This is a genomic window from Mesorhizobium sp. M0910 (assembly GCF_040319465.1).
Classification (GTDB): Bacteria; Pseudomonadota; Alphaproteobacteria; order Rhizobiales; family Rhizobiaceae; genus Mesorhizobium.
Genome location: NZ_JAMYNZ010000007.1, coordinates 140,993 through 166,386, shown reverse-complemented (window position 1 = coordinate 166,386; position 25,394 = coordinate 140,993). Strand labels below are relative to the sequence as shown.

The 25,394-nt window shown below is 62.6% G+C and carries 20 protein-coding genes and 1 riboswitch; of the genes, 6 read left to right on the top strand and 14 right to left on the bottom strand.

Annotation, left to right across the window (positions count from 1 at the left end; genetic code table 11):
* Positions 1-451: 451 nt before the first annotated feature.
* On the bottom strand, positions 452-1,465 hold the full coding sequence (thiB, locus tag NKH78_RS19020; protein WP_352683378.1) for a thiamine ABC transporter substrate binding subunit: 1,014 nt from the start codon (positions 1,463-1,465) through the stop codon (positions 452-454).
* Positions 1,466-1,508: 43 nt separating this feature from the next.
* A riboswitch (TPP riboswitch) is annotated at positions 1,509-1,623 on the bottom strand.
* 140 nt (positions 1,624-1,763) lie between these two features.
* Between thiB and NKH78_RS19015 the strand changes: the two genes are divergently transcribed.
* The 4 genes from NKH78_RS19015 (at position 1,764) to NKH78_RS19000 (ending at position 4,862) form a co-directional block, all read left to right on the top strand.
* Positions 1,764-2,408 carry a thiamine diphosphokinase gene (locus tag NKH78_RS19015; RefSeq protein WP_352737780.1) on the top strand — a complete coding sequence of 215 codons (645 nt, stop codon included), beginning with the start codon at positions 1,764-1,766 and terminating at the stop codon, positions 2,406-2,408.
* Positions 2,409-2,423: 15 nt separating this feature from the next.
* Positions 2,424-4,244, top strand: coding sequence for an ABC-F family ATP-binding cassette domain-containing protein (locus NKH78_RS19010; RefSeq protein WP_352737781.1), 1,821 nt, complete (start codon positions 2,424-2,426; stop codon positions 4,242-4,244).
* Positions 4,245-4,320: 76 nt separating this feature from the next.
* A complete protein-coding gene (locus tag NKH78_RS19005) occupies positions 4,321-4,563 on the top strand; it encodes a type II toxin-antitoxin system CcdA family antitoxin (RefSeq protein WP_097573514.1) in 243 nt (80 codons plus the stop codon).
* Positions 4,563-4,862 (top strand): CcdB family protein, encoded by a 300-nt coding sequence (locus NKH78_RS19000; protein ID WP_352737782.1) that lies wholly within the window; start codon positions 4,563-4,565, stop codon positions 4,860-4,862. The genes NKH78_RS19005 and NKH78_RS19000 overlap by 1 nt, the downstream gene beginning before the upstream one ends.
* A 21-nt stretch (positions 4,863-4,883) precedes the next feature.
* Here the strand turns inward: NKH78_RS19000 and NKH78_RS18995 are convergent, their stop codons facing one another.
* Together NKH78_RS18995 and NKH78_RS18990 are read right to left on the bottom strand one after the other, a co-directional pair.
* Positions 4,884-6,566, bottom strand: a complete 1,683-nt coding sequence (locus tag NKH78_RS18995) for a hypothetical protein (RefSeq protein WP_352751218.1) — start codon at positions 6,564-6,566, stop codon at positions 4,884-4,886.
* Between the two features lie 73 nt (positions 6,567-6,639).
* Complete coding sequence (locus tag NKH78_RS18990) at positions 6,640-7,938, bottom strand: adenylosuccinate synthase (RefSeq protein ID WP_254816481.1); 1,299 nt, start codon at positions 7,936-7,938, stop codon at positions 6,640-6,642.
* A 321-nt stretch (positions 7,939-8,259) separates the two neighbouring features.
* On the opposite strand from NKH78_RS18990, the gene NKH78_RS18985 reads away from it, so the two are divergent.
* Positions 8,260-9,162: a DMT family transporter gene (locus tag NKH78_RS18985; RefSeq protein WP_352737784.1), complete on the top strand. Its 903-nt coding sequence runs from the start codon at positions 8,260-8,262 to the stop codon at positions 9,160-9,162.
* 84 nt (positions 9,163-9,246) lie between these two features.
* On the opposite strand, the gene serA is transcribed toward NKH78_RS18985, so the two are convergent.
* From serA to glmM, 5 genes are all read right to left on the bottom strand, one after another.
* A complete protein-coding gene (gene serA, locus NKH78_RS18980; RefSeq protein WP_352476115.1) occupies positions 9,247-10,845 on the bottom strand; it encodes a phosphoglycerate dehydrogenase in 1,599 nt (532 codons plus the stop codon).
* A gap of 183 nt (positions 10,846-11,028) precedes the next feature.
* Entirely contained in the window at positions 11,029-12,204 is a 1,176-nt protein-coding gene (locus tag NKH78_RS18975) for a phosphoserine transaminase (RefSeq protein ID WP_352737785.1), read from the bottom strand.
* 197 nt (positions 12,205-12,401) lie between these two features.
* Positions 12,402-13,151 carry an outer membrane protein gene (locus tag NKH78_RS18970; RefSeq protein WP_352504959.1) on the bottom strand — a complete coding sequence of 250 codons (750 nt, stop codon included), beginning with the start codon at positions 13,149-13,151 and terminating at the stop codon, positions 12,402-12,404.
* A gap of 233 nt (positions 13,152-13,384) precedes the next feature.
* Positions 13,385-14,224, bottom strand: coding sequence for an outer membrane protein (locus tag NKH78_RS18965; protein ID WP_352737786.1), 840 nt, complete (start codon positions 14,222-14,224; stop codon positions 13,385-13,387).
* A gap of 221 nt (positions 14,225-14,445) precedes the next feature.
* Positions 14,446-15,798: a phosphoglucosamine mutase gene (gene glmM, locus NKH78_RS18960; RefSeq protein WP_292664754.1), complete on the bottom strand. Its 1,353-nt coding sequence runs from the start codon at positions 15,796-15,798 to the stop codon at positions 14,446-14,448.
* A 534-nt stretch (positions 15,799-16,332) separates the two neighbouring features.
* Between glmM and NKH78_RS18955 the strand changes: the two genes are divergently transcribed.
* A complete protein-coding gene (locus NKH78_RS18955; RefSeq protein WP_352883495.1) occupies positions 16,333-17,319 on the top strand; it encodes a hypothetical protein in 987 nt (328 codons plus the stop codon).
* 673 nt (positions 17,320-17,992) lie between these two features.
* Here NKH78_RS18955 and ftsH read toward each other — a convergent pair.
* The 6 genes from ftsH to tolB all read right to left on the bottom strand — a co-directional run bounded on the left by ftsH (position 17,993) and on the right by tolB (position 25,330).
* Complete coding sequence (gene ftsH / locus NKH78_RS18950) at positions 17,993-19,918, bottom strand: ATP-dependent zinc metalloprotease FtsH (protein ID WP_352476109.1); 1,926 nt, start codon at positions 19,916-19,918, stop codon at positions 17,993-17,995.
* Positions 19,919-20,023: 105 nt separating this feature from the next.
* Entirely contained in the window at positions 20,024-21,517 is a 1,494-nt protein-coding gene (gene tilS, locus NKH78_RS18945; protein WP_352737788.1) for a tRNA lysidine(34) synthetase TilS, read from the bottom strand.
* A 54-nt stretch (positions 21,518-21,571) separates the two neighbouring features.
* The gene (gene ybgF, locus NKH78_RS18940; protein WP_352504954.1) at positions 21,572-22,672 is read right to left on the bottom strand and encodes a tol-pal system protein YbgF; all 1,101 of its coding nucleotides are present in this window, start codon (positions 22,670-22,672) and stop codon (positions 21,572-21,574) included.
* Between the two features lie 188 nt (positions 22,673-22,860).
* Positions 22,861-23,367: a peptidoglycan-associated lipoprotein Pal gene (pal, locus tag NKH78_RS18935; RefSeq protein ID WP_352504953.1), complete on the bottom strand. Its 507-nt coding sequence runs from the start codon at positions 23,365-23,367 to the stop codon at positions 22,861-22,863.
* 237 nt (positions 23,368-23,604) lie between these two features.
* Positions 23,605-23,910, bottom strand: coding sequence for a four helix bundle protein (locus NKH78_RS18930; RefSeq protein ID WP_352883492.1), 306 nt, complete (start codon positions 23,908-23,910; stop codon positions 23,605-23,607).
* A gap of 148 nt (positions 23,911-24,058) precedes the next feature.
* Positions 24,059-25,330: a Tol-Pal system beta propeller repeat protein TolB gene (gene tolB / locus NKH78_RS18925; RefSeq protein ID WP_502896067.1), complete on the bottom strand. Its 1,272-nt coding sequence runs from the start codon at positions 25,328-25,330 to the stop codon at positions 24,059-24,061.
* Positions 25,331-25,394 lie beyond the last annotated feature (64 nt).

Sequence of the window (25,394 nt, the reverse complement as noted above, 5' to 3'; positions counted from 1 at the left end):
GGAAATACCTGGCAAAGGCCGAGCCCACCCCTCTCTGGCCTGCCGGCCATCTCCCCCTCAAGGGGGGAGATTGCGCACTCAGCCGCCTTCGCCAATCTCACAAGTGGCAGGACGAGGAGAGGCGACAAAGCTGCCGATCTCCCCCTTGAGGGCAGGGCTATCGCATTTGGATTCTTACGAAGTTGGACCCCCACCCTAACCCTCCCCACAAGGGGGAGGGAACGCTGCCGCATGCCCTTACTTCCCCTTTTGGCGCCGAAAGGCAGACAATTTGCCGAGGTCAGTGCCAACGGAAGTCTCCCTCCCCCTTGTGGGGAGGGGTTAGGGGTGGGGGTACGTCGTAGAGCGAAAGCCTCGGCGTTCCATCTGCGATAGCCGTGCCCTTGAGGGGGAGATGGCCGGCAGGCCGGAGGGGGGTGGCTTGGCGCAAACATCCGACGAGGCTTGAGCCCTACCTGCTCATCGCCGCAAGCCACTCATCGACCCAGGCCTTGCGGTTGGCCGCGACGTCTTCCGGGCTGAACAGCAAGGTCTTGGTCGGCTTGACCAGCTTGTCGAACGCCGGGTTGAGCGGCTTGTCGGTTTTGCCGGCCGGGAACATCCAGTTGGTTTCGGGAATGACATCCTGGAATTTCGGTCCGGTCATGAAGGCAATGAACTTTTCCGCCAGCGGGTTCTTCGCGCCCTTGGTGGTGATCCCCGCAACCTCGATCTGCAGATATTCGCCCTCCTCGAAGGACGCCGCCTGGTAGCGCTCGGTGTTTTCGGCGACCATGTGGTAGGCCGGCGAGGTGGTGTAGGACAGCACCATCGGCGCCTCGCCCTTGGTGAACAGGCCGTAGGCCTCGCTCCAGCCCGGCGTTACCGTCAGCACCTTCGCCTTGAGTTTGGCCCAGGCTTCCGGCGCCTTGTCGCCATAGACCGACTTGACCCACAGCAGCAGGCCAAGGCCCGGCGTCGAGGTGCGCGGATCCTGGATGACGATCTTCTCTCCGGCATCGCCCTCGACCAATTCCCTGAGGCTCTTCGGCGGGCTCTTCAGTTTTTCGGTATCGTAGACGACGGCGAAATAGCCATAGTCGAACGGCACGAAAATATCGTCGCTCCAGCCGCCCGGCACATTGACGCCCGAGACGGCGCCGTGCGGCGAAAACAGGCCGGTTGCCTTGGCGTCGGCGGTTAAGTTGGTATCGAGGCCAAGTACGATATCGGCCTTGGTCGCGGCGCCTTCCAGCTTCACACGGTTGAGCAGCGCCACGCCGTCGGCGACCGAGACGAATTCGACGACGCAACTGCATTCGGCCTCGAAGGCCTTCTTCACTGCCGGTCCCGGACCCCAATCGGCGGTGAAGCTTTCATAGGTATAGACCGTCAGTCTATCCTGTGCCGATGCCTGCCCTGGCAGGGCGAGCGCGGATGCCGCAAGCAGGACAATTGAGACAAGAGAGTGGAAAAAACTGCGCATCGGCGCCTCCTTCGTTCGCGTTGAAAGGAATTGAGGCGTCGGGCTGTCCGAAACGTCTAATCCCTCCGCCGGTACAAACCGGATCAGGTTCAGCGGGTTGGCAGTCTTGCCTCTCAGCCGGTCCGCGAAGATCGCGTCCGGCACCCCGTTAGAGCGTTGCGACACATAGGCCCGGCCGAAGTGCTGCGCAAGCGGAAGTTTGCCGGGCATCCAAAGCCCAGCCTTCCGTGTCGTCTGCCGTTTCATCTTCCGTTTCATTCTTCCGTTTCTGGGGCAGGGCTGGTAAGGGCCACGAGATATGAGCAAATTCACCATCCTGCTTGGCGGCGATCTCATCCGCACGCCGCTGCTCGACCGCCAGGTCGAAGGCTCGCGCGTCATCGCTGCCGATGCCGGCATCGGCCATGCCCGTATGCTGGGCCTGTGGCCGGAACTCTGGGTCGGCGATTTCGATTCCGTGCCTGCCGAGTTGCCGGAGGATCTGGCCGCCGTGCCACGGCAGGTGTTTCCCGCCGAAAAGGACAAGACCGACGGTGAACTCGCTATCGCCGCCGCGCTCGAACGCGGTGCGACCAGCCTTGTGCTCGCAGGTGCTTTCGGCGGCAAACGCACCGACCACATCTTCCTGCATCTGGCGCTGAGCGTCCGGCTGGCGGAAGGCGGGACGGACGTGCTTTTGACCAGCGGCGCACAGGAAGGCATTCCCTTGCTGCCCGGAAAGACTGGCTTCGACTATGCCGACGGCACGCTGTTTTCGGTGCTCGGCTTCTCCGATCTCGCCGGCCTGAGCGTCACCGGTGCCAAATGGCCGCTCGACCATGTCGAGGTTGCGTTCGGCTCGTCGCTGACCATTTCCAACGAGGTCAGGGGCCGGTTGGAAATCGCGCTGGCCAGCGGCCGCGCGCTGCTGCTCGCGCATCCCTACCCTCTTCCGGAAAGCTGAGCCCAGAAAGCTGACATGGCGCCGCCGCTTCTCAATCTCGACGGGATAAAGCTGACCTTTGGCGGCACGCCGCTGCTCGACGGTGCCGCCCTGACGGCCTCAGCTGGCGACAAGATCGCCTTGGTCGGCCGCAACGGTTCGGGCAAGTCGACGCTGCTCAAGATCGCCGCCGGGCTGATCGAGCCGCAGGACGGCGAAGTCTTCCGCCAGCCTTCGGCAACCGTGCGCTACTTGCCGCAAATGCCCGACATGGACGGTTTTGCGACCGTCCGCGCCTATGTCGAGGCGGGGCTCGGGCCCGCCGACGATCCCTATCGCGCCACCTATCTGATGGAGCATCTCGGCCTGACCGGCGAAGAACGGCCGAACGACCTCTCCGGCGGCGAGGCGAGGCGTGCGGCACTCGCCCGCGTCATGGCGCCGGAGCCCGACATTCTCCTCCTCGATGAGCCGACAAACCATCTTGACCTGTCGGTCATCGAATGGCTGGAGGAGGAGCTTGCCCGCACCTCCTCGGCACTGGTCGTCATCTCGCATGACCGCCGTTTTCTCGAGCGCGTGTCACGCGCCACAATCTGGCTCGACCGCGGGCAGACCCGCCGTCTCGACAAGGGCTTTGGCTATTTCGAGGAATGGCGCGACACGGTGCTGGAGGAGGAAGAGCGCGAGCAGCATAAGCTCGGTCGCCAGATCGTGCGCGAGGAGCACTGGCTGCGCTATGGCGTGACAGCGCGGCGCAAGCGCAACATGCGCCGGCTCGGTGAGTTGCAGACCATGCGCCAGCGCTTTCGCGGTCATCGCGGCGCCGAGGGTGCGGCGACGATGACAGCCAGCGACGCTGCCGAATCCGGCAAGCTGGTGATCGAAGCCAAGAACATCGAGAAGAGCTTTGGCGATCTGACCGTGGTCAAGGGATTTTCGACCCGCATCCAGCGCGGCGATCGCGTTGGCTTGGTCGGGCCGAACGGCGCTGGCAAGACGACACTGTTGAAGATGCTGATCGGCGAATTGAAGCCGGACGCAGGCACGGTGCGGCTCGGCACCAATCTGGAGATCGCCACGCTCGACCAGAAGCGCGAGGCCGTCGATCCACAGGAGACACTGGCGCAGTATCTCACCGACGGGCGCGGCGAGAACCTCGTCATCAATGGCGAACAGCGCCACGTCGTCTCTTACATGAAAGACTTCCTGTTCAAGCCGGAACAGGCGCGCACGCCGGTGCGCGAGCTTTCGGGCGGCGAGCGGGCACGGCTGATCCTCGCCCGCGTTTTGGCGCGGCCGGCAAACCTGCTTGTGCTCGACGAGCCGACCAACGACCTCGACATGGAGACGCTGGAGTTGCTGCAGGAATTGGTCGCCGGCTTTGCCGGCACGGTGATCCTGGTCAGCCACGATCGCGATTTCCTCGACCGCACCATGACCAGCATCATCGCGCCGGATGGTGACGGCCGCTGGATCGAATATGCCGGCGGCTATTCCGACATGCTGGCGCAGCGCGGCGGCACCAGGCTGGACGACCGCAAGGCGCGGCCGAAGGCAGAGACCGGCGAGGCGACGGCTGCACGTAGGAGCGACGCGGCCGCTCCCAAGGGCCCGGCAAAGAAACTGTCGTTCAAGCAGAAATTCGCGCTGGAAACCTTACCCAGGAAGATCGAGGCGGTGTCGGCCTCGATCTCGCGGCTGGAGAACAATATCGCCGATCCGGCCTATTACGAGCGCGACCCGGCCTCGTTCCAGAAGACGATTGCCGCGCTCGACAAGGAGCGCGTCACACTGGCAGCGCTCGAGGAGGAATGGCTGGAACTTGAGATGCTGCGCGAGGAAATGGAGGGGTAATTCGCGAGTTCAAGCACCTTGTCGTTGCGACTGGACGGGAGTGCGCATATATTATGCGCATGCTGCGGAGGTGATCATGCGCAAGATAGCTGTGAATGCGGTTCGTCAGCCGGCAAATCTGTCGATCGACTCAAAGCTCATGAAGGAAGCCAAGGGGCTCGATGTGAATGTCTCGCGCGCCGCTGAAGCCGGCATCGCAGAGGCAGTGGCCGCCGAAAAGACGCGGCTGTGGAAGCTTGAGAACCGCGCGACGATAGATGCGTGGAACGAATATATCGAAAAACACGGTATTCCGCTGGCAGAACATCGGCAATTCTGATGGCGCGCTACGACGTCTTCGCGGGTAGCATCGAAGGCGGCTATCTCCTCGACGTCCAGGCCGATCTGCTCGACCATTTCAAGACCCGGGTGGTCGTCCCGCTGCTGCCGGTTGCGATGGCGCCATCACCAATGCGAAGGCTCCATCCCGTTTTCGAGATCAATGGTCGGAAATTGGTCATGACCACCCATTTGATCGCCACGGTTGCGGCGACGGAACTGGGCGAGAGCCGACTGAATCTGACCAGGCATCACGAAGACATCGTGAGCGCGCTCGACATGCTGTTCCAGGGCTTCTGAGCCAAGGAGGCGTTGTCGGCCTCACCCCGCCGTCTTTGTCTGCCAGGCCTTCAGCGCCTCGTCGAACACCTTCTCGCCGGGAATTCCCTTTTCCATGGTGAGCAGCGCCCGCCGCCCGGTCTTGTAGACGACCGGCACGTCAATCCAGTCCTGACCTCTGAGCAAGGTCAGATTGGCGTCTTCATCCGCCTTGGTGTCGTTGAGCGCAACCAGGAAGAAGCCATCGGCGATCTTGGCCGGGATGCCGATCAGCGGGCTGCCGGCATCCTGCTCGGAGCCCTTCATGGCGACACGCAAGATGTTGTCGACACCGCCGCCCTCGAAGCCATTAGGCGTCAGGAAGATCATCTCGATGATGTGGCTGGCCGGCAGAGTCTGGTCGGTGTTGCGACGGATCGTCATGCGCAACTGGATATCCTTGCCTGGAATGGTCGCCTCGGCACGGATCGCCGGCTCGGGCGGCAGGTCGCCGCCGGGCGATTCCTGCACCAGCGACCAGACGATGTTGCCGGGCTCGGCCGAGCCTTGAGCGGTGCTGGTGCGCTCCTCGTAGAAGATCGCCTTCTGGCCGACGGCCAACGCGGCTTGCGGCGGAACTGCCGTCGGTGCCGCTGCCGTCGCGGGCGGTGGGGCGGCCGTTGCAGGGGCTGGCGGAGCAGCTGCAGCATCGGGCGGCGTTGCGGGCGTTGGCGCAGCCGACCCATTGACTGCTGGAGCATTGGCCGTGGCTTGCGTGTCGGCGGGTGCCGCCGGTGCCGGCGCGGCGGGTGCCGGGGTGGTCGGCGCTTGAGCGGCCGATGGCGGCGTGGTCAGTGCGGCGACGGATTCGCCTTCGCCGATGCCCGCCTGCCCGGCCGCGGGGCCGGGATCGACTTCGTGGCCCTCGGGCGTAAGGCGCTGCGTAAACTTCGCGCCCTCGCCGGCCTCCGTCGGAGGCGCGGCGGCCGGTACGGCCGCATCGGCCACCGGCTTGGCCGGGGCTGGTTTTACCAGCGGTTCGGTGGCGACGGCTTTGGTCTCGTCGAGGCCGAGCATGCTGCCGAACGCATCCTTGTTCAGCCAGATGCCATAACCGCCACCGGCAATGACCAGCAGGGCAATGGCGGCGGCGATCACGCCGCCATAGCTGCGCCTGCGCTCGGCAGGATGGAGTCGCTGGAACCTGTCCTCCGCGGGGCCGCCGTCGTTGGAAAAGTCGTCGCCCCGAAAAACGCTGTCTTGGTCATCGGCCGTCGGAAGATCCATATCGGACGGCGGCGGACCAGCGCGCTCTTGAGGAAGAGCGACGGGCTGCGGCTTTTGCCAGTTCGGCACCGCCTTGGCGGGCGTGGACTGCCATGCCGGCCCAGTCTGGGCCGGCCCGGTCTTTGCTGGCCTGGTCGTTGCTGGCTCGGTCTTTGCCGGCTGCCGGACATGGCTGGGCTGGTTCTTGTTGCGGTCGATGGAGGAGAAGATGTCCTCCAGTTCCGCCAGCGGATCGGATGCCGGTGCCGGTTTAGCATATTCTCGCTCAACGCTTGCGATGGCGTCTTCGAGTGCGCGCTTCTGCCTGGCGACATCCGACGGCGCAAACGGCGGATCGCGTTCGGCAATTTTCTTCGCGATCATCGAACGCGCCATGTCATAAACCTTGGCGCGCACTTCCGCCGACGGCCTATCAAGCTTGTCTAGGGTCTTTTTCAGGGCACCAACAAAATCTACCATGCTTCAGTCGACCTGCATTTGTTTCTGGGCCGGCCCCCGCAAATCAGCCGCAATGCCCGGAAAGGCTGAGAAACTAGTCTTGAAACGGATCGGTCACAAGTATCGTGTCATCCCGTTCAGGGCTGGTGGAAAGGAGTGCGACCGGCGCGCCGATCAGCTCTTCGATGTGGCGGACGTACTTCACCGCCTGGGCCGGCAGATCGTTCCAGCTGCGCGCGCCGGCGGTGGTGCCTTTCCACCCTTCCAGCGTCTCGTAGACCGGTTCGACGCGGGCCTGCGCACCTTGGCTGGCCGGCAGGTAATCTATCGCCTCGCCGTCGAGTCGGTAGCCGGTACAGACCTTGATCTCGTCCAGCCCATCGAGCACATCGAGCTTGGTCAGCGCAATGCCCTTGATGCCGTTGACGGCGACAGCCTGGCGGACCAGCACGGCATCGAACCAGCCGCAGCGGCGCTTGCGACCGGTGACGACGCCGAATTCATGGCCACGCGTGCCCAGGAACTCGCCGATCTCGTTCTTCTGCTCGGTCGGAAACGGGCCTTCGCCAACACGCGTGGTATAGGCCTTGGTGATGCCGAGCACATAGCCGATGGCGCCCGGGCCGACACCGGACCCGGCAGCGGCCTGGCCGGCAACGGTATTGGACGAGGTGACGAACGGATAGGTACCATGATCGATGTCGAGCAACGTGCCTTGCGCGCCCTCGAACAGGATGCGCTCGCCGGCGCGGCGCTTGTCGTCGAGGATTTTCCAGACGCGGTCCATATAGGGCAGGATCTCGTCAGCGACGGAAATCAGCTCGCTCATGATCGCCTCATGCGTGACTTCGCCATGGCCAAGCCCGCGCCGCAGCGCATTGTGGTGCGTCAGCAGCCTGTCGACCTTCAAGGGTAGCGTTTCCAAATCCGCCAAATCCATCACCCTGACCGCGCGCCGGCCCACCTTGTCTTCGTAGGCGGGACCGATACCGCGGCGGGTCGTGCCGATCTTCGTTCCGGAATTGGACGCGGCGTCCTCGCGGAATCCGTCCAGCTCCCGGTGCAAGGACAGGATAAGCGCGGTGTTTTCGGCTATTTTCAGGCGGTCTGGCGTCACCTCGACGCCCTGCCCCTTCAATTTCGCAACCTCCGCGACGAAAGCGTGCGGATCGAAGACGACGCCATTGCCGATGATGGACAGCTTGCCTTGCCGCACCACGCCGGACGGCAGCAGCGACAGCTTGTAGACCTTGCCGTCGACGACCAGCGTGTGGCCGGCATTGTGGCCGCCTTGGAAGCGCACGACAACGTCGGCGCGCTCCGACAGCCAGTCTACGATCTTGCCTTTGCCCTCATCGCCCCATTGCGAGCCGACGACCACCACATTGGCCATATTTCTTTTCCCTTGAGACGCCGCACGAGCAGCTTGAAAACAGTTCGAAACGACAGGCCTCTATCGCATCGGCCCCCAAAATCGGAATCGATTTTCGGAAAAGCACGACGCGAGGATTAGAGCCTTCCGACGCGTACTTGTAGCGTCCAATCGCACGCACGTCGCTCTATAGCGTCAAGACCCGGCGAGCGCGACCACTCTTTGCCACCCAAAACGCTCCGAGGCACAACAATTTTCGCCTTTGACATCATTTACTTGGGCTGGCGGTCGCAATAGGGCCACACCGACGTCGAATTCCCACTGCCTGGCCGGAATGTCACGATGCATCGAGCCGCCTACCTATTCCTGCTGTTCACCACCTTGCTGTGGGGCGGCAACTCCGTGGCCGGCAAGCTGGCCGTCGACCACATTTCACCGATGACGCTGGTCTTCCTGCGCTGGATTCTGGCCGTTCTGATCCTGCTGCCGATCGGCTGGCGAACGCTGCATCAGGACTGGCCAGTGGTGCGTCGGCACTGGTTGCTGCTTGGCGGGCTCGGCGCTTGCGGCTTCGCCTTTTTCAATGCGATCTTCTACACGGCGCTCAACTACACGACGGCGATCAACGTCTCGATCGAGCAGGCGGCGATACCGATCGTGATCATCATCGCCAATTTCGTGCTGTTTCGCCTGCGGGTGAACCGGGTGCAGATCGCTGGCGTCGTGCTGACCATCATCGGCGTCGCGGTGACGGCGAGCCATGGCGACCTGCGCCAGCTTCTCAAGCTGGATCTCAACTTCGGCGACGCGATCATGCTGGTCGCCGTGCTTTGCTACTCCTTCTATTCGGTGGGGTTGCGGCTGAAGCCGGTCATCCGCTGGCAGAGCCTGATGCTGGCGCTGTCGGTTGCCGCACTCATCACATCGCTGCCTTTCTTCCTGTGGGAGATTGCCGCCGGCAAGGTCATCGTCCCCGACGCCCGCGGCTGGGCTGTCGCGTTCTATACTGCCATCGGTGCTTCGGTCATCTCGCAGATCTTCTATATCAGAGGCAACGAGCTGATCGGCGCCAACCGGGCCGGCCTGTTCATCAATCTGGTGCCGATCTTCGGTACGCTGCTGTCGGTGCTGATTGTCGGTGAGACATTCCAGCTTTATCAGGCGCTGGCTCTCGCGCTGGTGCTGGGCGGCATCAGCCTCGCCGAATACAGCGGACGGAAGATGGCGGTATCCGCTGCTCAATGAAGTCGCTTGCCGCGACGGTTCACTGCGGTCCGTCAACGACCATGGAAGCGCCCCGCGTGCTGCTGCACACGGGGTGATCGAATTTCAGGCCGCGCCGACGTCGAAATGCAGCCGCTTGGCCGAGTCGATCGATTTGTGCGAGCGCACCTGCGCCAACACGTCTTCCGGGAACGGCGCATCGAGATAGAGCAACGCAATGGCATCGCCGCCCGGCCGGTTGCGGCCGAGCTGGAAATTGGCGATGTTGACGCCGTTCTCGCCGCACACCGTGCCGAGCAGGCCGATGATGCCGGGCGCGTCGGCATTGGTCGTGTAGAGCATGTGCTGACCGACCTCGGCGTCGAGATTGATGCCCTTGATCTGGATGAAGCGCGGCTTGCCGTCCGAAAAACAGGTGCCGGCGATCGAGCGCGTCCTGTGCTCGGTCTTGACCGTTAGCTTGATATAGCCGTCGAACACGCCCGACTTGTCGCGCTTGACCTCGGCGACGATGATGCCGCGCTCCTTCACCATGATCGGCGCCGACACCATGTTGACGTCGGCGACCTGCGGCCGGATCAGCCCGGCAAGAGTAGCGCTGATCAGCGCCCGCGTATTCATCGTCGCGGTCGAGCCGTCGAACAGGATCTCGACCTCCTTGATCGGATCCTCGGTGACCTGTCCGACAAAGGCGCCGAGCACTTCGGCGAGCTTGACGAAAGGTTTCAGCCGCGGCGCTTCCTCGGCGGTGATCGACGGCATGTTGATGGCATTGGAAACGGCGCCCTTGATCAGATAGTCCGACATCTGCTCGGCGACCTGTAGCGCGACGTTCTCCTGCGCCTCCATCGTCGAGGCACCGAGATGCGGCGTCGCCACCACATTCTCCATGCCGAACAGCGCGTTGTTCTCCGCCGGTTCGACCTCGAACACGTCGATGCCGGCGCCGGCCACCTTGCCGCTCTTCAAGGCCGCGATCAGGTCGGCCTCGACGATCAGCCCGCCACGGGCGCAGTTGATGATACGCACGCCGGTCTTCATCTTTGCGATCGCCGCGGCGTCGATGATGTTGCGCGTCTTGTCGGTAAGCGGGGTGTGCAGCGTGATGAAGTCGGCACGGGCGAACAGCTCGTCGAGCTCGACCTTTTCGACACCGAGTTCCTCGGCGCGGCTGTCCGACAGGAACGGGTCGAAGGCGACGACGTGCATCTTCAGGCCGACGCCGCGCGTAGCGACGATCGAGCCGATATTGCCGCAACCGATGATGCCGAGCGTCTTGCCGGTGATCTCGACGCCCATGAAGCGGTTCTTTTCCCATTTGCCGGCATGGGTTGAGGCGTTGGCCTCCGGTATCTGGCGGGCCAGCGCGAAGATCATGGCGACGGCATGCTCGGCGGTGGTGATCGAATTGCCGAAAGGCGTGTTCATCACGATGATGCCCTTGCGGCTCGCCGCCGGGATGTCGACATTGTCGACGCCGATGCCGGCGCGGCCCACGACCTTCAGCCTGGTCGCGGCGTTGATCAGCTTCTCCGTGACCTTTGTCGCCGAGCGGATGGCCAGCCCATCATACTGGCCGATCACTTCGAGCAGTTTTTCCTTGTCCTTGCCGAGATCCGGCAAATAGTCGACCTCGATGCCGCGATCCCTGAAGATCTGCACGGCGGTGGTGGAAAGTTTGTCTGAGACGAGAACGCGGGGCATTGGCTTGGTCCTTTGCGATTGGCGTCCCTTCCCTTGAGGGGAGGGTCGGCGCGAAGCGCCGAAGTGGGGTCATTGCGGCCGGATGCGGCCAAATCTTTTTTCTTTCTGGATGGCGGATCATTGAGCGGGTGGAGGCGACCTTACCCGGCCTTTCGGGCCACCCTCGCTTCGAGGGAGAGGGAGTCAGGCGGCTGCCTTCAGCGACGCCTTTTGCGCGGCAAAGGCCCAGTCGAGCCAGGGCAGCAGCGCTTCGAGATCCGAGGTCTCGACTGTCGCGCCGCACCAGATGCGCAGGCCGGGCGGTGCATCGCGGTAGGCGCCGATGTCGTAGGCGACGCCTTCCTTGTCGAGCGCCGAGACGATTGCCTTGGCGAACGCAGCCTGTCCATCGGCGTCGAGTGCAGCGACATCCGGATCGGTGAAGGAAAGGCAGACCGATGTGTTCGAGCGCGTCGCCGGGTTGACGGCAAGATGGCCGAGCCAGGAAGATTTTCCGACAAAGCGATCCAGAACAGCGGCATTGGCATCCGCTCTGGTGACCAGCGCGTCGAGGCCGCCGATCGACTGCGCCCAACGCAGCGCGTCGCGATAGTCCTCCACGCACAGCATTGACGGCGTGTTGATGGTCTCGCCCTTGAAGATGCCTTCGATCAGCTTGCCGCCCGAGGTGAGACGGAAGATCTTCGGCAGCGGCCAGGCCGGCTTGTAGCTTTCCAGCCGTTCGACGGCGCGCGGGCTGAGGATCAGCATACCGTGCGCGCCTTCACCGCCCAGGACCTTCTGCCAGGAGAAGGTGACGACGTCGAGTTTCTGAAAATCGAGCTTTTGCGCAAAGGCCGCCGAAGTGGCGTCGCAGATGGTCAGGCCCTTGCGGGTGGCCGGGATGAAATCGCCGTTCGGCACGCGCACGCCCGACGTCGTGCCGTTCCAGGTGAAGACCACGTCGCGGTCGAAATCTATTTTGGTCAGGTCGGGCAGCGCGCCGTAGTCCGCCTCTAACCTGCGCACATCGGCGAGCCTCAGCTGCTTGACCACATCGGTGACCCAGCCGGAGCCGAAGCTCTCCCAGGCGACCATGTCGACGCCGCGTTCGCCGAGCAGCGACCACAGCGCCATTTCGACCGCGCCGGTATCCGAGGCCGGCACGATGCCGATGCGGTAATCCGCCGGAACCTGGAGGATTTCCCGCGTCAGCTCGATTGCTTGTTCAAGCTTGGTCTTGCCGATCTTGGCACGGTGCGAGCGCCCGAGCGCGGCATTTTTGAGCGCCTCGACCGACCAGCCGGGGCGTTTTGCACAGGGACCTGAGGAAAAATTGGGATTTGCCGGACGGAATTCGGGCTTCGTATGCGTCGTCATCGTGGTCTATCCTTCCAGATAGTGGCCCCTCGTTGGGGAGGGGTGGCCCACGGACGGCGATATGCGTTCAGGCTTTCGGCGTCAAGGGGAAAGTTTTTGTCGCTGTCGGGATACCGGCTGCCTTTGGAAAAAAAGTGCCACAACGCAAACGGCGGGCCAAAGACCCGCCATTGTTCACGCCTCAGCTTCGATCGAGCCTACCAGAGGTCGTATCGCAGTCCGACTTTGACCTGGTGATTATTGATCCCTTTGCGGATCGGATAAGAAGTCAGGCTTTCGGCCGTCACATATTCGGCGTCGGGTGCGGAGAAATACTGATACCCCACATCGACTGAGACATTCTTGGACACTTGGTAGGCAAGGCCGGCATTCAGCGTGTAGGCGAAGGAGTATTGGGTCTTGTTGTCACGCAGGACGAAATCGTCGGTGGGGTCGGCGTTGGCGGTGAAGTAGCTCGCCGACAGGCGGCGCTTGCTCTGGAGGATACCGACACCAGCGCCGAGATAAGGCGTGATTCCGACATAGGTGCCAAGGTCGACATAGCCATTGAGTATGCCTGAGAAGGCATAGTTCTTCAGGGTCGCCGATGCCACGGTCGTTCCGTTGTTATAGCCGACCTCGATCTTGTTGCCGGGCAGATAGCCGGCATTGAGATCGGCGCGCAAATAGTCGTTGAAATGGTAGCCGAAGCCAATGCTGGCGAAGATGGGATCTTCCTTTTCGTCGAAGCTCGCGGGCGTGAAGGCGAAATCCTCATCCCTGAAGCTCTTCTGCACCAGATAGGAGACATCGCCGCGCAGATACCATCCCGAGCCAACCTCGACCGGTACATAATCGGGCGCCTGGTCGACATAGACCGGCGGTTCGTAATCGGCACCAAGCGCCGGCGTCAGCGGCAACACGACGACTGCTGCTAGCGCCAGTGCTACAGGCGATTTGGATGTCATGGTTCTCGGCTCCCGAACTTGGCGCATTCGCAATCGCGCGCCGTTTCAGACAGCATTGTTAACCATAGTGGTTAAGTGCGGGTTAAGGATAACAAGGCGTTAGCAATTGATTTGATCCGCTTTCGCTTCTCAAGTTGGGCGGTGTTCCCGAGCGCCGCAGCATCTTAGGCAGCCAAAACGAAACCGCCCGGCATCAGCCGGGCGGTCGACGAATTCCTGGATTTCAGAAACAACTACTTGGTGTAGACGGGCTCGGGTTCTGGAACGTAGGGCTCCGGCGGCGCGCAGTCCGACCTGCCGAACTGGTAGCGCAGGCCGCCACGCACTTCGTGCACGTTGATGCCTTTGTCATAGCCTGGGCCGACATTGGGGAGGGAGGCATAGTCGAACATCTTACCGCCATTGATGTGGCTGAAGCGGTAGCCGACATCGAGTTTGACGCGATCGGTCAGGCAGTAGGATGCGCCCGCCATGGCAGCATAGGCAAAACGCCAGCCCTTGCCACCGCTATGATCAAATGAACCGTCGCTGTCCACGTTGTGCAGTTCATCCCACTTGACCCAGGCACCGCCGATGCCGGCGCCGACATAAGGCGTGATCCCATGCCAGGTGCCGATGTCGACATAGGCGTTGGCCAAGAGCAGCAGCGCCGAATAGGACGAGGTATCGACGGACGTGCAAGGCGTTTGCTGCGGGCCGCAGAAGCCGTCGGTCGAGCCGCGGAATTTGGACTTGCTCATCCAGTCCAAGGTGAGATCGGTGCGGAAATGCTCGTCGATCTGGTAACCAACACCGCCGCCGGCCGAGAAGGCGCCGTCCAGCTTGCCTGTATCGAACTTGCCGGGATTCTGGGGCGCTACACCGTACGTGATGTAGTCGCCGCCACGAAACTTCGACCAGTGATAGTCGATGTCGCCACGGATATACCAGCCGCCGAATTCGGCCGGCTGCTCGTAGGCAACCGGTGGTGGCGCCTCCTCGACTACGGGCGGCTCGACGAAATCGGCGGCGAATGCCGGCCCGGCGCCGGCAAACAGCGCGGCCAGGAGGGCCATTCTTGCTGTGTTGAACATGCTTATCACTCCTGAGAACCCTCGAACGGCGAACGCGCCCGAAACGTGATTGACCTCAGTTGTGGATAATGAATCGGAAAGGTTAAAAGGCGTTTAACCGTATTGATTAACCACGAATCTCCAAAAGTCGAGCAATCTGGCGGCCGTTGCTGCAGGCGGAATTGGCGACTCAATAAAAAGCCCGCCGGCAAGGCGGGCTTTGAACCGATGTTGGAGGGAGATCAGGCGGCGCTGCGCGTTTCCGAAATGACCTCGACGATGTCGTTGACGACCGACTCGACAAGTTGTGGGTCGTCGCCTTCCGCCATGACGCGGATGAGCGGCTCCGTGCCGGATGGCCGGATGACCAGGCGCCCGGCCTTGCCGAGGCGATTGCGCGCATCTTCGATCGCTGCCTTGACCGGCGCCTCCTCGAGCGGCTTGCCGCCGGAAATATGCACATTCTTCAACAGCTGCGGCACCGGCTCGAACTTCTTCGACAGTTCGCTCACCGGCCGGTTCTGCCGCTTGATGCAGGCGAGCACCTGCAGCGCCGAGACAAGGCCGTCGCCGGTGGTCGAAAAGTCGGACAGCACGATGTGACCCGACTGTTCGCCGCCGACATTGAGCCCATGGGCACGCATGTGCTCGACGACATAGCGGTCGCCGACCTTGGTGCGATGCAACTGCAGGTTCATGTCGCCGAGGAAGCGTTCGAGGCCGAGATTGGACATTACCGTCGAGACGACACCGCCGCCGGCCAGCCGCCCGCTCTGGTGCCAGGACTCGGCAATCAGCGCCATGATCTGGTCGCCATCGACGATCGCGCCGTTCTCGTCGACGATGACGACGCGGTCGGCATCGCCGTCGAGCGCAATGCCGATATCGGCGCGCACTTCGTGCACCTTCTTTTGCAAGCCGGCTGGATGAGTCGAGCCGCATTCCTTGTTGATGTTGAAGCCGTTGGGCTCGACATTGATGGCAACGACCTCGGCGCCGAGTTCCCATAGCGCGTCGGGCGCCACCTTGTAGGCGGCGCCATTGGCACAATCGACGACGATGCGCAGGCCCGACAGCGACATCGAGCGCGGCAGCGTGCGCTTGGCGAATTCGATATAGCGGTCATGCACGCCGTCCACGCGTTTGGCGCGGCCGAGCCCATCGGAATCAGCGAGCGCCAATTCGATATCCTTGTCGAGCATCCCCTCGATACGCTCCTCGATCTCATCGGACAGCTTGTAGCCATCGGGGCCGAACAGCTTGATGCCGTTGTCGTAATAGGGGTTGTGCGAGGCAGAAATCATCACCCCGATATCGGCGCGCAGCGAGCGCACCAGCATGGCAACAGCGGGCGTCGGGATAGGGCCGAGCAGGAAGACATCCATGCCGGCGGCGCACAGGCCGGATACCATCGCGTTCTCGATCATGTAGCCGGAAAGCCTGGTATCCTTGCCGAGCACGACGCGGTGGCGGTGGCTGCCGCGCTGGAACGAGAGGCCGGCGGCCATGCCGACCCGCATGGCGACCTCCGCCGTCATTGGAAACTTGTTGGCTCGCCCACGAATGCCGTCCGTACCGAAATAATGTCCTGCCATGTTCGCCAGCTTCCCGATGGTTCTTTCCGAGCATCTCATGCCATAAAATGGCCCAAGCCCCGTCATCACATTGTATGATTATGGACGACCAATCCTTAGAAAATTGTTGTTTTGTGTGTTTTGCGTCACGCTAGTGTGTTGATTTTCAAGTTCCGAGCCCTTGTTGCGGCAGCAGCATCAGAAACGTCAACTCAAACTCCTCTGGATCCTTTGGTCTGTGGCAGTGTGGCCTTGAACCCGAGTCCGCATCGTGCGGCTCCAGACAGCGGTAGGCTCAGGTCCTCCGCACCCGCCGATCTGACTGGCTGTCATGTGACGCAGTGGCCTCGCTGGGACCCAGCCATATGCGCGCTCTCCGTGCAATGCACCCGGACGAACTTGGCTGGGAGACGGTCCCGGCAACGAATTCATCACCTTAAAGAAAAGAATGCACTTCTAAATTTGACTCTACGCTACTTAGCATCTGGCGCAACCAGCCGTTGAGCGCTATTGCTGCACTGGGACATATCATGAACTGCCACAGGGAGAAAACGCATGCTCATCCACCGACTTGCCACTTTGACGGGTCTTGCCGTCGCGACCTTGTTCCTGGCGGCGCCTGCCAATGCGCTGACCATGGCCGAGTGCAGCACCAAGTACAACGCGGCGAAGGATGCGGGAACGCTTGGCGGGCAGAACTGGAACCAGTTCCGCAAGGCGCAATGCGGCACTGCCACCGCCGCTACGACCGACACCGCCCCGGCCAAGGCCACTGACACCACCAAGGCAGCCGCCGGCGACGATGCGGCCCCGGGCCTGACGGCGAAGGAGTGCAGCACCAAGTACCAGGCGGCAAAAGCCGCCGGCACGCTGAACGGCATGAAGTGGAACGATTTCCGCAAGACCCAGTGCGCCGCCGACGCGACCGCAGCCGCACAACCCGCCGCCACGACCAAGGCTGCGGCAGCCGCCGACGACGACGCTGCGCCGGGCCTGACGGCCAAGGAATGCAGCACCAAATACCAGGCCGCCAAGGCTGCCGGCACGCTCAACGGCATGAAATGGAACGACTTCCGCAAGAGTGAATGCGCCGCCGGCGCAACTGCAGCGGCACAACCTGCCGCGGCACCTGCCGAGGCGGCGACAGCCGCGGCGACCGATTCCGGCAAAGGCCTCAGCATGGCGGATTGCAGCGCCAAATATCAGGCTGCCAAGGCCGGCAACACGCTGAACGGCATGAAGTGGAACGACTTCCGCAAGAGCCAATGCGGCGCCGGCGCAGCCGACGACGACACCCTGCCGGCTCCTGATGCCAAGTATACCGGCGATCCGCAGCCGCCGACCATCACCGCCCCCCAGGGCGTGAAATTCCCGACGGCGATCTCCAAGAAGTATGCAACCGAGACCCCGGCCAAGGGCCGCATGCACACCTGCCTCGACCTCTATTACGCCAACAAGGACGCCAATACGCTGGGCGGCCTCAGGTGGATCCAGAAGGGCGGCGGCTTCTACAGCCTCTGCAACGCCAAGCTGAAGAGCTGACCGGCGCCAACATCCGACGATAGGAGCCCGCGAGCCGCAAGGTTCGCGGGCTTTTTGTTGGCCGACTCCAACGAGAGGCCCGGCGTTGGAAGGTTGGCAGCGTCGACTACGCTGCCAATCTCCCCCCTGGTGGGGGAGATGCCCGGCAGAGCAGAGGGGAGTGCGAAGGATCGCAAACCTTTAAATTTGTTTTCTCTGATTGAGATCAGATCAGTTGTGGCGTGTCTGCGATACGTTGGCAGGTCGGCGGGACAGCGCCCCCCTCTGTCCTGCCGGACATCTCCCCCACAAGGGGGGAGATTAGCCATCATGCCGGCTTTCGCCAATCGCCAACGTTGGCGCAAGGTTGCGGATAGCTCCCCAGTCGAAAGATGCCTGAAACGAAAAAACCCGCCTCGACGGGCGGGTCTTCGGGGCCAATTGCCACCATACCCAAATTAGTAGCATAGCTGCCGGCACAAAGCAAGAACAAAATGTGGTGCCCTCGCAAAAATACGGATTTGCTTCCCCCCCCCGCGCCTTGCCGATCTTCCCGAAGTCGTCATCGAGGACGATAGAAGGCCACGTTCCTTCGCGGGGGGATTGGCCGTCATCTCACTTTCGCATTCCCCAAAAGAAAACGCCGCGGTCAAGGCCGCGGCGCTTCGAAAGTCGATCTGTCTCGGGCCGGAGCCTAGCTTGACGGCTGGGGTTCCATGCCACCTTCGGGCTCGGGACCCTTCTTGCGGCGGCCGGACTTTGGTACGGCCGAGCCACGGCTCGGCGGCGTGTCATCGCCGAGGTCGCGTGCGGGCTTATTGCCGGCGATCAGCTGCTTGATCTCCTCGCCCGACAGCGTCTCGTATTCGAGCAGGCCTTGCGCCAGCGCGATCCATTCCTTCTTTTTCTTGGTCAGGATTGACCTTGCCGTCGAATAAGCCTCGTCGATCAGCCGGCGCACTTCGGCGTCGATGATCTGCGCCGTCTCTTCCGAGATGTTCTGCGTGCGCGCCACCGAATGGCCGAGGAACACCTCCTCCTGGTTGTCGCCATAGGCGACATGGCCGAGCTTGTCGGAGAAGCCCCAGCGCGTCACCATGGCGCGCGCCAGCTTGGTCGCCTGCTCGATATCGGAGGAGGCGCCCGAGGTGATGTTCTCCTTGCCGAACTTGAACTCCTCGGCGACACGGCCGCCCATCATGATGGCGAGGCGCGAGATCATGTATTTGTAGCTCATCGAATAGCGGTCGCCTTCCGGCAGCTGCATGACCATGCCGAGTGCCCGGCCGCGCGGAATGATGGTCGCCTTGTGCAGCGGATCGGCGGACGGCACGTTGAGCGCCAGAATGGCGTGGCCGGCCTCGTGATAGGCGGTCAGCTCCTTCTCGGCCTGCGTCATCGCCGACGAGCGGCGCTCGGCGCCCATCATGATCTTGTCCTTGGCGTCCTCGAATTCGGCCATGGTGACGAGGCGCTTGTTGCGCCGTGCCGCCATCAGGGCGGACTCGTTGACCAGGTTCATCAGGTCGGCGCCGGAAAAGCCCGGCGTGCCGCGCGCGATCACCTTGAGGTCGACATTGGGCGCCAGCGGCACGTTGCGCACATGCACCTTCAGGATCTTTTCGCGGCCGACGATGTCGGGGTTCGGCACCACCACCTGGCGATCGAAGCGGCCCGGCCTGAGCAGCGCCGGATCGAGTACGTCGGGCCGGTTGGTGGCGGCGATCAGGATGATGCTTTCGTTGGATTCGAAGCCATCCATCTCGACCAGCAGCTGGTTCAGCGTCTGCTCGCGTTCGTCATTGCCTCCGCCGAGGCCGGCACCGCGATGGCGGCCGACCGCGTCGATTTCGTCGATGAAGATGATACAAGGCGCATTCTTCTTGGCCTGGTCGAACATGTCGCGGACGCGGCTTGCGCCGACGCCGACGAACATCTCGACAAAGTCCGAGCCCGAAATGGTGAAGAACGGCACGTTGGCTTCACCGGCGACCGAGCGGGCGAGCAGCGTCTTGCCGGTTCCGGGAGGACCGACGAGCAGCACGCCGCGCGGGATCTTGCCGCCGAGCCGCTGGAATTTCTGCGGGTCGCGCAGGAACTCGACGATCTCTTCCAGATCTTGCTTGGCTTCGTCGACGCCAGCGACGTCCTGAAAGGTGACGCGGCCATGCGCTTCGGTCAACAGCTTGGCCTTCGACTTGCCGAAGCCCATGGCACGGCCGGAACCGGACTGCATCTGGCGCATGAAGAATATCCAGACGCCGAGGATGAGGATCATCGGCAGCCAGGAGATCAGGGTGCCGAACAGCGAATTGGAGCCGTCGGATTCAGGACGCGCATTGATGGTGACGTTCTTGTCCTGCAGACGCGAAACCAGTGACGGGTCCCCAGGCGAATAGGTCTGGAAACCGTTGGAGCTGTCCGTGTAATTGCCGGAGATACGGGCGCCGGCGATGGTCACCGACTTGATCCGTCCGGCGGCGACTTCCTGCAGGAACTGCGAATAGGGGACATCGCTCGAGGCCCCACGCGTCTGCGGCGTCTGGAAAAGATTGAAGAGAGCGATGAGCAGGACCGCTATGATCGCCCAGAGCGCGAGGTTGCGATAATTCGGATTCATCAATTGTCCCGTTGGCGCCGCTGGGCGGACACGCGTCGTGAGAGGAAACTTGGCCCTAACATAGGGAGAGCGTCTCCCCTTGCCAAGCATAACAGCAGGTCTCGGTTAAGCTTTCGCCCGTGGTAGGCCGGCACTGTGGCCGCCGAATGGCGAGGCTGGAACCGGCGCCGCGCCAAGCAAGGCGGCGACGGCATCGGCCGGCGCCAGATCGAAGGACGGCAGGAAACGGGCGAAGGGCGCGACTGCCGGATATGCGGCGACAGCAGCCGGCATCGGGCCTTCCCCGGGCAAACCCGGGCCTTCCCCAGGCAGACCAAGGCATTCGCCATCCCGCCATAGCGCCGGCTCGGCGGCCAGGGCCGCGCGTACAAGGCTTGCCGGCGTGCCATGCCCGGCAATTGCCCGCTTTGCGGCAAGAGCCGCCCCGAGCGGTGCTACCAACAGCGGCGCGATCAACAATGCACCTGAACTGTCGCCCAATGTGATCCGTCTGCGGCCGTCCCAAAGGGCATTGTCGGAAACCTCGACAGCGGGCGGCAGATCGCGCAATTCGCGATGCAAAAAGATACCGGTACGCCGGGCATCGATCACGGTCCGCGACAATGTGGCACAAAGCGGCCCGGTGCGGAGCCGGCCGAAAAGGGCTTCGCTGCGGGCCTGGTCGGGAAGGAAAGCTGTGCCGCCGGTCGCCGCCAGCAGAATGCGCAGCGCATAAATAGCCGCCCCGCTGTCGCTTTCAGTCGCAAAATCCCGGTCGAGGCGGACGAGGCCGGCGGCTGGCCTGGAGGCCAAGCTGCGGATCAGCATGGCCGCGCGGCGTCCCAGTTGCTCACGCTCGGCCGCCACCTTTCTGGCCAGCGCTATCGCTTCAGCCACACGAGGCGCACCATCGCCTTCGGCAAGTGCTGCGCGGACGCGCGGCCGCTCGAAAGCGGTGTCGGCATTGGTCGGATCTTCGATCCAGGCAACCTGTTCACGCCGCAGGAATTCGCGCAGTGCCTCACGCCTTACGCCGAGCAGTGGCCGCACGATCCAGTGCCGCCAGTCGTAGAGGGTTGCCGGCGCCATCCCGGCAAGACCCCGCCCTTCCTCGCGCCGCCCGTCGTCGCTTTGCCCGCCATCACTTGGCCGCTCGTCACTTGGCCGCTCGTCAGTTGGCCGCTCGTCACGCGCCCACTCGTCCCGCGTTTGCCGCATCAGCACGGTCTCGGCCTGGTCGTCGGCGGTGTGGCCAGTCAGGATCAGGCCGATGCCTGCCGCTTCGGCGGCCTCGGCGAGCAGCCGGTGTCGGGCTTTGCGCGCGGCGGCGGGGAGGCCGGTCGATGGTTTGCGCCCCGACCAGGCGAGAACGCGATGGGCAATACCGCGCGCCGCGCACAGCCTGGCCACGGCTTGCGCTTCCGCTGCCGCTTGCGGCCGCAATCGATGATCGATCGTTACCGCCAGCAATTTCGTTGCCGGGGCGTTACGGTCGAGATGGGCTTTGAGGAGGAGGAGAAGGGCGGTCGAGTCGCTGCCGCCGGACACGGCCGCAACAGCGCCGTTGGAAAAGTCGATCCGCGAAAAATCCGAAAGGTCAGGCCCGGTGTCGAGCGTCATGCATGTCGCCCAAGCGTGGGCCCGGTTTTGCGGCAGCGACACGCAACGGAAAAACTAGCACGCCGCGAGTGCCCTTTCCTGCTTGACCCGCTCCTTGAGCGCGCCGGAAATATCAGGGTAGCGCTTGCCGATCTCGCTGAAAGTGGCACAGGCCACGTCGCGCTGTTTCAGCCCGACCAGTGAAACGCCGAGCTTCAGCAGCATGTCGGGCGCCTTCTTGGCCTTGGGATAGTCCTTGCTGGCAGCGAGGAAAATCTCGGCCGCATCGCGGTATTTCTGCTGGCCGAGCAGCGATTCACCGAGCCAGTAATGCGCATCCGCCGCTTTGGCGTCCCGGGGAAAACGGGCGATGTGATCGCGGAAACCCTGTTCGGCGGTGCTGTAGTCGCCCGACAGGATGAACTGGTAAGAGTTGCGGTAAAGCTCCTCCGGGTCGTTGGTCGATGGGAGTGCCGCGACCACCGTGTCGTCGGATTTACCGGCCTTGTTGCCGGCCGCGCTGGCGCCGTTGGCTGGGGCCGTATTCTGCGACGGCGCGTTCGCCTGCGCATTGCCATCGGCTTCGACGACATTGCCGTTTTTGTCGACGGTGATGGTGCCGAACGTCTTGGGCGGCGCGCCGGGGATCAGCTTGCCGGGATCGCCGTTGGGCGATTCGATGATGACGTCTTCGACGCTTTTGCCGCCGTCTGCTGCCTTGCCCGCGTCGGCCGGAGCCTGCGTTGCCGGGACCTCCGCCACGTTACCGTCGCTGCTGGGCGCGGCCTCGGACTTCTTCTGTCCGGCCGGCTGCTGCGCGCCTTGCGGACCGCCTTCCAACTGCTGGAAACGGAATTCGTTGTCTTCCTGCTGCTTGCGGATCTGCTCCTGCATCTGCAGAACCTGGAAATTGAGTTCCTCGATCTTGCCGTTCATCTGCCGGAGCTGTTCCTCCAGCGCCGGAGTGCCGGTGCCATCCTGTTGTGCGAATTGAACCTGATCCGGCTTTTTCCTTTCGCCGAAAATGGCGGGCAGTTTGATCGTCGGCAGATGGAAGGAAAAACCGCTTTCCGATGACTGCTCGGTGGCGTTTGCCCCGATACCGTCAGCAAGTGCCGCGATACTTGATACGAGCAGCAGCGCAAGCGTGCCGCTCAAGACCGATCTGAAATGCATGTGCCTCTCGCCGTGAAACCATTGTTGCGCGCCTCTCACTCGAAGTAGACCAGCCAACTGGGGACTGGCCAGACGCTCTCGGCTCTTAACAGGACGTGAGACTTCGGCCAAATTTTGTTTGGAGCGAGCAGATACGAAAAAGGCGGCCCTGCGGCCGCCTTTCGCACTAAGTGTTGCATTTTTGCCGATCAGGAGCCGGCGCCGCTCAGGGTGGTCACGGCGCGGCGGTTCTGCGACCAGCAGGAGATGTCGTCGCAAACCGCGACCGGACGCTCCTTGCCGTAGGAAATGGTCTTCAGGCGCTGCGCCGAAACACCCTTGGCGACCAGGAAGTCGCGGGTGGCGGCAGCACGGCGGGCGCCGAGCGCCAGATTGTATTCGCGCGTGCCGCGCTCGTCGGCATGGCCTTCGATGACGATGGCATACTGCTTGTACTGGTTCAGCCACTGCGCCTGGCGCGACAGCGTCGTCTGCGCATCGGCGCGGATCGAGGAAGAATCGGTATCGAAGAAGATGCGGTCGCCGATATTGACGGTAAAGTCCTGGGCCGACCCGGGCGTTGCCGCGCCGGCGCCGTTGAGGCCGAGATCGGCGGCGCTGTTCGGCGTCTTCTTCGAGGCGCAACCGGTGATCGCGAGCATCGCGACGAGCGCGATCATGACCGGGTTTGTGGTAAGTGCTGCGATACGGCCCATGCCGCCTCTCCTTCGCAATTCGAGTGATTTCATTGATCGTCCAGTAACCACGTTTGGGTTAACCGACGCTCAAGAAACACGGTTAAAATTTGGTTTCGGCTGCCGTCCGCAACCGTTCTGCCGAGGGCTACTCAAGGGCGACAATGAGCGCGGACCGTAGGCGGAAATGCGGCCAAAACATGAAAAGAGGGAATTGAGGAGTTGAGGAATTGAGGAATTGAGGAATTGAGGAAGAGATCACCTCAGCTTCTCTCTGAGATTGACCAGCATTCCATAGACGCGGGCATAGGATTGCAACCAATCGTCGCGTTGCGCCTGTGTGATGTACTCGAGGTCGAACGCATACGAAATCCAGGTCTCCACTTCACTGCACGATCCTATGGCCATCGAAGTGAACCGTGCGAATTCGGGCTTGGAGTGGGTCTGTTTGGCAAAGCCTTCGGCCAAATTGGCGCAGATCGCCTTGCTGGAACGACGTAGTTGATCGGCGAGCGCGTATTGCTCCCATTTTCGGAAAGGCAAGCGTGGCTCTGTGTACCCCAAGGGAAACCGCATAGGCACGCTTATAGACTTCTAAATCCCTCGCGTGCTCGATGTGACCTCTGCCTTCTCCATTCTTCAGTTCTTCAACTCTTCAGTTCTTCAACTCGTCAGTTCGTCAGTTCTTCAATTCCTCAATTCCTCTTCCCGCCTATTCCAGCAGCGGCGACCAGGCCGGATCCGAGGCGAAGTTCGCCGTCGGGATCGGCTGTTCGTTGCGGCCGGTGAGATCGACCGAAACAAGTTTTGGTCCGCCATTGGAATCACGGAAGAACATCAGCACCCGGCCGTTGGGTGCCCAGGTCGGCCCTTCCTGCTGAAAGCCGGTAGACAGGATGCGCTCACCCGAACCGTCGGTGCGCATGACGCCGATCTGGAATTCGCCGCCGGTCTGCTTGGTGAAGGCGATGAGATCGCCGCGCGGCGACCATACCGGCGTCGAATAGACGCCGTCGCCGAACGAGATGCGGGTCTGGCCCGAGCCGTCGGCGCCCATCACATAGATCTGCGCGCGGCCGCCGCGATCCGAGGTGAACACCACCTTGCTGCCGTCAGGCGAGTAGGACGGTGAGGTGTCGATGGCGGTCGAGTTGGTAAGCCTGGTCGTCGAGCGGCTTCTCAGGTCCATGGCGAAGATGTTGGAATTGCCGTCATCGCGCAGCAGGCTCATGATCACCTTCTGGCCGTCGGGCGAAAAGCGCGGCGCAAACGTCATGCCGGGGAAATTGCCGACCAGCTCGCGCTGCCCCGTCTCGATCTGCAGCAGGTACACCCGCGGCTGACCGCTTTCATAGGACATGTAGGTGATTTCCTGCCGGTTCGGCGAGAAGCGCGGCGTCAGCACGATCGATTTGCCGTTCGAGAGATAGCGGACGTTGGCGCCGTCCTGGTCCATGATGGCAAGCCGCTTCTTGCGCGCATTCTTGGCACCGGACTCGTCGATGAAGACAACGCGCGTGTCGAAATAGCCCTTCTCGCCGGTCAGCCGCTCGTAGATCGCATCGGCGATGATATGGGCGACGCGCCTGGTATTGGCGTCGTTGGCGAAGAACTGCTCGCCCGACATCTGCTGGCCGGCAAACGTGTCCCACAACCGGTACTGGGCGCGAATGCGGCCGTCAGCCTCCTTGCCGACACTGCCGGTGACCAGCGCCTGCGCATTGATCACCTTCCAGTCTTCGAAGCGCGGCGTGGCATCCGGGCTCGAGATCTTTTCAATGAAAGCGCTTTTGTCGATCGGCGCGAACAGGCCGGAGCGTTTCAGGTCGGCACTGACGATGCCGGAAATCTCGGCGCCGAGCGCATCGCCGCCCTGGAAGTCCGTGATGGCGATCGGCAACGGCTCGACATTGCCCTTATTGACGTTGAGCTCAACGAGCGCCCGCGCCGGCAGGGTGACGGCAACGGTCATACCCAGCGCCATCGCTGCGATCGTCAGGAGCGGCTTGAGGATGGATTTCATGTCTTCTCGCTTCTTTCGCTGATTC